The organism is Lentihominibacter faecis (genome assembly GCF_014306095.1).
GTDB lineage: Bacteria > Bacillota > Clostridia > Peptostreptococcales > Anaerovoracaceae > Lentihominibacter > Lentihominibacter faecis.
The window spans coordinates 20,027-27,168 of sequence record NZ_JACRWC010000068.1; the positions used below are offsets into that span (position 1 = coordinate 20,027).

Genomic DNA, 7,142 nt, shown 5'->3' on the forward strand with positions numbered 1-7,142 from the left:
CTCGATCGTTGAATTTTCTGCTTTATCCATATATTATACATGGTCTTCGCGCCGAAAGCAAACAAATGTGAGAAAAAATACCATCGCTGCTGACAAAAGGATGCCAGCCCGACTTCTCAGAAACACAGCGCCATATCCCAGATACGGGATCGTTCCGATCACCCTTCCCCGGATTTGCTTTGCCGATACAGGGATCGGGTCTTCCGTATCATTACTGTCGCCCTTTGTGATAAAAGACTCCCCGCCTGAAACACATCTGCTGATCCTGTGTACCACCAGGTGATCTTTCAGCTCATAGGCAACGACCCTGCCCGGCACGCCCCTTCGGTCAGCTCCGCTGATGAAGCAGATGCTCCCCGTAGAAATCGACGGTTCCATGGAGCCTGACAGGATCACCACCGGGCGAAGTTCCAGCAGCACGGCCATTCCCAGGAACACCAGCAGTCCGGTCGCTGCTATAAGCCGAAGCAGTGTCCTGGCTCTGCGACTCCTATTCATCGCACGGTCTCTTTCTCAGACACCAGACCCCTGCTATCGCTGCTCCGCAGCAGATTGCTGCAAAGAGTAACCAAGGTCCTGCATTTCCCGTCACAGGAAATCCTCCTCTGCTCTCCTGCTTTATGGCAAAGCACCAGCGGATATCGTCGCTGCTTTGCTGATAGGGATTGTCTGCCGACTCCGGAAAGGAAAGAGTCACGTCCACCGTTCTTGTCTCCCCCGGATCCAGAGTCGCCAACGGCCTGTAATCCCGCAGATCCGCGCCCGTCAGGAGCCCGTCATAAAATCCATCTCCGTTGTCGATTTGAAGCTGCATCTGATCCAAGAACGAACTTTTTTCCCATTCAGCTTTCATCAGGATCTGGATCCGCCGGGTCTCCCGGTTTGACATCTGAAGTGACTCTCTATGGCTGTCTCCCGGCAAAAGCATAATATGTGAGAAAAACGCTCCCTCTTCCAGTACCAGTCCTTTCTCCTGGTCTGCAGTGATCGAACACGGGCTTCCTTCCATCTCCTGCAATTCCTCTCCCGCAGGTTCCACCACCTTCAGCAGATTTCCTTTCTCGATCTGCGATGCTGTTACCACCAGATCGCCCCACGGGTTTTCTGCTGCAAGATCCGGTTTAAAGTTCTTTGCCTGCAAAGCATCAGCTTCTGTCTGGAGCTGCAGATTTTTTTCCTGATAAAAATCCCATTCTTCCGGCAGCTGAAACCCCCGGCATACATCGACGGATCTCCCATAAGCAACCGGCTCCTGATAATAAAGATATTCCCCTTTGCGTATCCATCCACTCTGGATATCCTGCAGATGATCCGCCAGTTCCAGTTCTTGGTCTCCCGCTTTCGCCAGCAGACGTACCCGTAGATAACAGGTCTCGCCGCGATTGGTGATCCGCGGAACATAAGATACCGGCTTCTCGCAGTCTACGATCACCTCCTGCGGCAGTTTTCTGAACGTCCCGTGTTCAAGCCCTAAAGTCTCGATCCCGATCTTGACGCTGCCCGTCTCTAAATGACTCCAGATCTCTCCGCTGGTTCGCACCGCTCCATAACAGAATGCTCCAGCCATCACCAGAAGCGCGATCAAAAGTGGCAGCAAGCGTCTCCCCCTGACTCTCATCGCTTTGCCTCCTTCTTCAACATATTTATAATAAGATCCGTATGGGAGCACCGGCTCCAATCGATCTTCTCATTCTTAAAGCTTACCTTTGCATAAGACGCATCGTAGCCCTCTTCACCCGGACGCATCTGACTGAGCCTGAGAGAAATCTTTGCAGAATCCGCTCCCGTATCAGCCTGCTGCCATCCGAAATCGCCGACATAGCCGCTTTCTGACTGCACCGCTCGAAAGCGCAGCGGATCCAGCTCTTCCACCAGATAGTCGTCCTCCGGCAGACGAATGGCCGGACAAGATGCCCGGAGCACATCGCCGTCTATCCGGAACGTATTGCCGTCCTGATCCCGATAGATCTTTTCAGATCCATCCGCTGCAGTCTTTGCTTTTGCTACAGAATCACTTCTAAAGGAAACCGACCAATACCAGACCTTGCCCGAAGATGCTCCCGTGATCCGAAACAAAAAACACGGTGCTCCGTGAGCCTCTGTCAGCTGATCGCTTTGCAGTGAAATAGATTTTTCGATCACAAGACGAGGTGCGGGCACGTAACGCCAGGTGCCCGTAAAAGTTACATCTCTCTGGTCTATTTTCTGCGTTTCTGCATCCCACTGCAGCACCCAGGAACCTTTTTCTTCTCCATCGCCATCTACTACCTTATAAACTGTCCCATCTTCCGGAGTGTCCTTTCGCTTCACCATATCACCCTGATAATAAGCGCTCTCATCGCTGACTTGATAAGCTCCCGACTGGGTACTGATCTCTTTCGGCAGCTTGCGTCCTTTCGTACCGCAGACGTACTCGTACTTTACATGATACGGGATCGCCAGCGTATCACAGATCTCATTGGACGTCAGCTTCACATCTTTATCGATGGTAGTCGTTGCAGAATTTTTCACCGTTTTTAAAGGTGATTCCACCGGATCCACCCTTGTCTCTATCTTCAAGCACAATGTCTGCCCCGAATAGTTGTCGATGCTGGCAAGCCAGGATGCTCCCATGGTAAAACTGACCGTCCGGCTGCTTTCATCATAGGAAAGGCTTCCCCGTGACGTGATATCTCTGCCGCTGCCGTCATAAATCGCTGCAGACTGATACGACAGTCCTTCCGGCAGTCTGTCTGTCATGACCAAAGAGGAATAGGGCGTCATGGTGTCCACGTAGAACTTCCCGATTTTCTGCGTGATCGTGTAATCGATCTCATCGCCCTCTACGTTCCGATCCCTGCTGTCCGAGGACTTGACCGGATTGCTCATCATGGTATAGGCGCTGTAAGGCATGAACTGGGTCGCACAGTTTCCCTCTGTGAACACGCCCCGGAACGTCCCGCCTGTCGTCGGCGCATAGAACCCTGCCTTCCACAGAGAATCGTTTCCACCCACATCAGTAGCTTTTGGCGTCGCAGCTCTATTGCCGCTAAAGCGGAGGAAACATGGACTGTATTTATAAAAGATCCCCGAAAATCCGCTCTTGGCCTCCCACGCTTCCTTGAAGTAATTCGCACCTGCATCGATATCAGACAAACACTGAAAAAACGGTAGATTCACCACTTTTCCCGTGTCGTGCCAATACATTGTCGTCGTGATATCTATGGTTTTAGGTGCACGATATCCTGCGCCGATCCCTGCAATGGTCGAAGACATCCACATTGACTCATCAGCCAGATAGCATACGGCGAAGTAATTATCGCCTCGCTCCCCGGAAGCATTTCGTTTGCCCACTGTCATGGAGTTGAAATGGACTTTGGCATCGATCTGTCGCCCGTTGATCTTACCTACATTTGTGAAATTCAGATCCAGAAAATCAGTGTAGGTAAAAGATCCCGTTTTCGTCTTGATGGGAACACACAGCAAGTCATAATTGTATTTTCCTTTGATCATTTTTCCAGAAACGCCGCTCCATGTGGCGGTATAGTTATGATATCCCAGCAGCAGCTTGTTGCTGTAGGCAACTGATAGATTCGTGCTGGGGATCGTCTTCAAAGTCGCCCCATAGCAGGTCGCCGTGCTCCCGAAGAAAAGAACCGTCAGCAGCAGTGTACTCAGTAACAACCGCTGTAACGGATCAAATCCTGATCTTTTTACTGATCCGCCCATTTCACCGCTCCTCCTTTCTGTCCATCCGACTGGATCGTCTCGCTGAAACAGATCATGCGAAAATCGTTGATGTCCTCCTTTGCCTTAATGGTAGTAAAGAGCGGCTCGCTGGTCTGTCCCGGCAGAAGCACGTGCTGATAGTAATAGAATCCGTCCTCCTGCTTTTCGCTCCAGTCCTTTTTATTAAGATCTATCTGTATCTTCTCCCGGCAGTCAGGGTCTTCTATTTCTGCAAAGATCCTGACAAGGCAAGGGATGCTTCCGGTGTTTTTCACAGCGACACGCTTTTCGTAGCTGACTCCCTTCTCAAAGGATCCGTATGTGCCGAATCTCTCTTCGATCCGGCTTGTATTCTCCCCTACCGAAAACCTGTTGTGAAGCGTATCTGCACTCAGCAGAAAAGCCGCTGCTGCAGGCAATGCCACCGTGCATATCAGTAAAACCACTGCCAATCCCCAGGATATCTTCCCGGGAAACCGCGCCAGCCCTCTGCCCCGCGGTTTCCCTCCCGCATTGAAATTCCTCTCCATCATATCCCCCGTTTCTCATTGCACGGATCAACTGTTCTGTGTTTTTATCAGCTTCAGCACATCTGCCGGTACGCCGCTGCTGACGCCCAGATCCTCTGTCTGGATGGCCAGGACATCCACATCAATAGTCAGTTTCGTATCGCGATCCAGCTGTCCTTCCACCAGATTGAGGAAAGTCACACTGTCAAAGAGCGCTCCCGTATTCCCCTGCGGTGACAACTTCTTCATAGCCCCGTCTGCGTCGATATACGCATAAGTATAAACCGAAGCATCAGCCTCCTCCGACTGATCCACCAGTTTCCAGCCGCTGTTGACCGTATAATGGAACAGATCCTGCTTCCTGCTGTCCTGCAGACTGCCGTCCGCTGCCGCCGTCTTCACGGAAGCCGTCGGCACCTTCACCTGCAGAAATACAAAGGCATCGTTACTCCCCGTGTTGGTCACCTGAGGATCCTTTTTTACCGTCTTGTTTGGCGTTAAGGCCGTCCCGTCGTCCGGGTTCCACCCCGGCTCCGTCAGGTCTACCGATACATTTCCCACGATAAACTCATTTGCCGCACTGCCCTGATCTGTAAAAAATGCCGTAGCCGATCCCAGCAGCATTACCCCGATGACAGCACAAACTGCGCACATTTTCTTTTTCATTCCCTTTTCCTCCTTTTGAATAGTATGTAATATTTTAATATTTGCTAAATCATACATTATCTTCCATCATATGTCAAGCACGATCCGTAAAAAATTCCCAGAATGTAATCAACGCGCCAAAAAAAGAAATAAGCCGGAGCATTACACTCCGACTCTTAACCTCTCTATTATGCTCCTGCGGGAGATCCCTCTGTACAACAGCGCCGGAAGCACTGCGCCCGCCGCCAGGAATACCGGCGCCGTTATAAATATCCCCTTCAGCGTGAAACGGTAACTGTAAAACCAGAACATGTTTTCCAGCATTCTGCCTGCTATAGGTTCTATGATGATACTGAGCACAATGGACAGCAATATCGCACAGGCAGCGTACAGCAGTCCCTCGTATATCAGCATCGATCGCAGTTGCTTCCCAGTCATCCCTATCGACTGCAACACTGCGAACTCATATCGTCTGCTCATCATACCCGTCATGATGCTGTTGAAAAAGTTGAGTATCCCCACGAGCCCGGTTATCACACAGAGCACTCCGCCCAGCAGCGTGAACATATTCCTGAATCCTTCAAATTCTGCTCTGACAGTAGCTTTGCTCTCATACATCAGCGATGACGCCGGACTGCTGGTCAATTCCTTGAGGAAAGCTTCATCCCCGTCTTCCGCACTGCGATCTGACGCATCGAACATGTAAAACATCGGGAAGATCTCTGCGTCGCTGTCCGCTCTGAGCCTTTCCGAATTTATCACTGCGTCGATCGATGAAAAATCCGAGTATCGGAAAGACATGCTGTATGGCACGCTCACGACTGCGCAGACGGTGTATCTGACATCGTGACTTCTTGCCACCTTGTATTTGATATATTCGCCCGGCGTGTTCTCGCTCGACTTTTCACCGGTCCGGCTGTCGATAAAGTACCCCTCATCGATGTAAGTCACGGTCACAGTATCGCCCGGTTTCGGAAGGCTGTCCCCATCCATAAGGTTTCCGTTATCGTCTGTTTCAGCCGCCACCGCTATGGCATTCTCTCCGGAATCACTCATCGGTGCGAGTTCTCCGTCGATGACCTGCAGCTTTTGCAAAAGTTCAGCGTCCAGACCTTCTATTTGCAGATCACTGCACGGCATATTCTCCCTGCCCTCCTTCTGCAGCGCCTGCTTTGCATATGAGGTCTGTTCATCGTCATCCAGAGCATCGTCATCCGAAGACCCGGCGCTTTTCGGCAGCCAGATCACAGAATCTGTATCATCCAATGACCAGGCCATGCCGCTAACCGAACTTTCAGTCCCAGCTTTTATCTCAGCGATCTCACCCTCGGACAACCCTGATTCGATGCCGTGTGCCTGAAAATTGAAATAGTCTGTTTTCCCTACAATGAAGTCAGCACAGGTCTGCTTACTGAGGTATTTTTCCATGTCAAAACCGCCTACGAAAGCACACAGCACAGAAAGCAGCACGACCGACAGTGCCATCGACAGTATCACAACCAGCGTTTTCAGCCTGTTGCGACCTAGATTAGCAAGAGCCATCCGTCCAAGACCAGCACTTTTCATAGCACCTGGTTTCCGGATCCGCCGCATTTTACCGATTTTATGCTGACCATGCGAAGCATCGGCATACTTTACAGCTTCTACGGGAGAAACTTTTGACGCCATCCGAGCCGGTCTGGCGCATGACAGAAATACCGTCACGATGGAAAACAATGCAGATGCTGCGAATATCACAGGTGATATGCTCACCTCCACACACGAAGTTCCCAGAGAGGTAGATTCCATGATCACCGGCATCAGCACGCGCCCTGCCAGATATCCGATCACCAGCCCCGCCGGGCAACCTTCCGCACAGAGCATCATAGCCTGCTGTCTCACAATTCTTCGAAGCTGCCGCGGGGTCACCCCTACGGTCTTCAGCAGTCCGTAGTATCTTATGTCGCTGCTGACCGATATCCTGAATATATTGTAGATGATCAGATATCCGGTCATTATGATCAGTATCAGCAGCGCCGCAGCAGCTGCGACCATCTCCAGATCTATACCATCCGCTGCCTGCGATGCCGTATACCCCCAGTTCACTCCGTATCTGACATAACCATCTTTATCCAGATCATCAGACTGAAAACCGAGATCATTCTCAACGGTTTTCATGTTTTCTTCTATGCCAATGCTCGTCCTGAACATGACGTTGATATCCTCACGCAAATGGTCTGCACCGCCTCCGAATGCAGCCTGTTCCACCTTCCTTACATAGGCTTCTGACACATTTATGAA

General features: G+C 51.0%; 6 protein-coding genes. All 6 read right to left on the reverse strand.

Features of this window, described 5'->3' with window-relative positions; genetic code table 11:
• Positions 1-33 precede the first annotated feature (33 nt).
• Positions 34-498 (reverse strand): signal peptidase I, encoded by a 465-nt coding sequence (locus H8876_RS05565; protein WP_249286894.1) that lies wholly within the window; start codon positions 496-498, stop codon positions 34-36.
• Positions 491-1,618, reverse strand: a complete 1,128-nt coding sequence (locus H8876_RS05570; protein ID WP_249286895.1) for a hypothetical protein — start codon at positions 1,616-1,618, stop codon at positions 491-493. Before H8876_RS05570 ends, H8876_RS05565 begins: the two co-directional genes overlap by 8 nt.
• Positions 1,615-3,708, reverse strand: coding sequence for an isopeptide-forming domain-containing fimbrial protein (locus H8876_RS05575; RefSeq protein ID WP_249286896.1), 2,094 nt, complete (start codon positions 3,706-3,708; stop codon positions 1,615-1,617). The genes H8876_RS05570 and H8876_RS05575 overlap by 4 nt, the downstream gene beginning before the upstream one ends.
• Positions 3,693-4,241 (reverse strand): hypothetical protein, encoded by a 549-nt coding sequence (locus H8876_RS05580; protein WP_177264230.1) that lies wholly within the window; start codon positions 4,239-4,241, stop codon positions 3,693-3,695. Before H8876_RS05580 ends, H8876_RS05575 begins: the two co-directional genes overlap by 16 nt.
• Positions 4,242-4,265: 24 nt before the next feature.
• Entirely contained in the window at positions 4,266-4,883 is a 618-nt protein-coding gene (locus H8876_RS05585) for a CalY family protein (RefSeq protein ID WP_249286897.1), read from the reverse strand.
• Positions 4,884-5,024: 141 nt separating this feature from the next.
• On the reverse strand, positions 5,025-7,142 hold a 2,118-nt coding region (locus tag H8876_RS05590), incomplete at its 5' end, for an FtsX-like permease family protein (protein WP_249286898.1).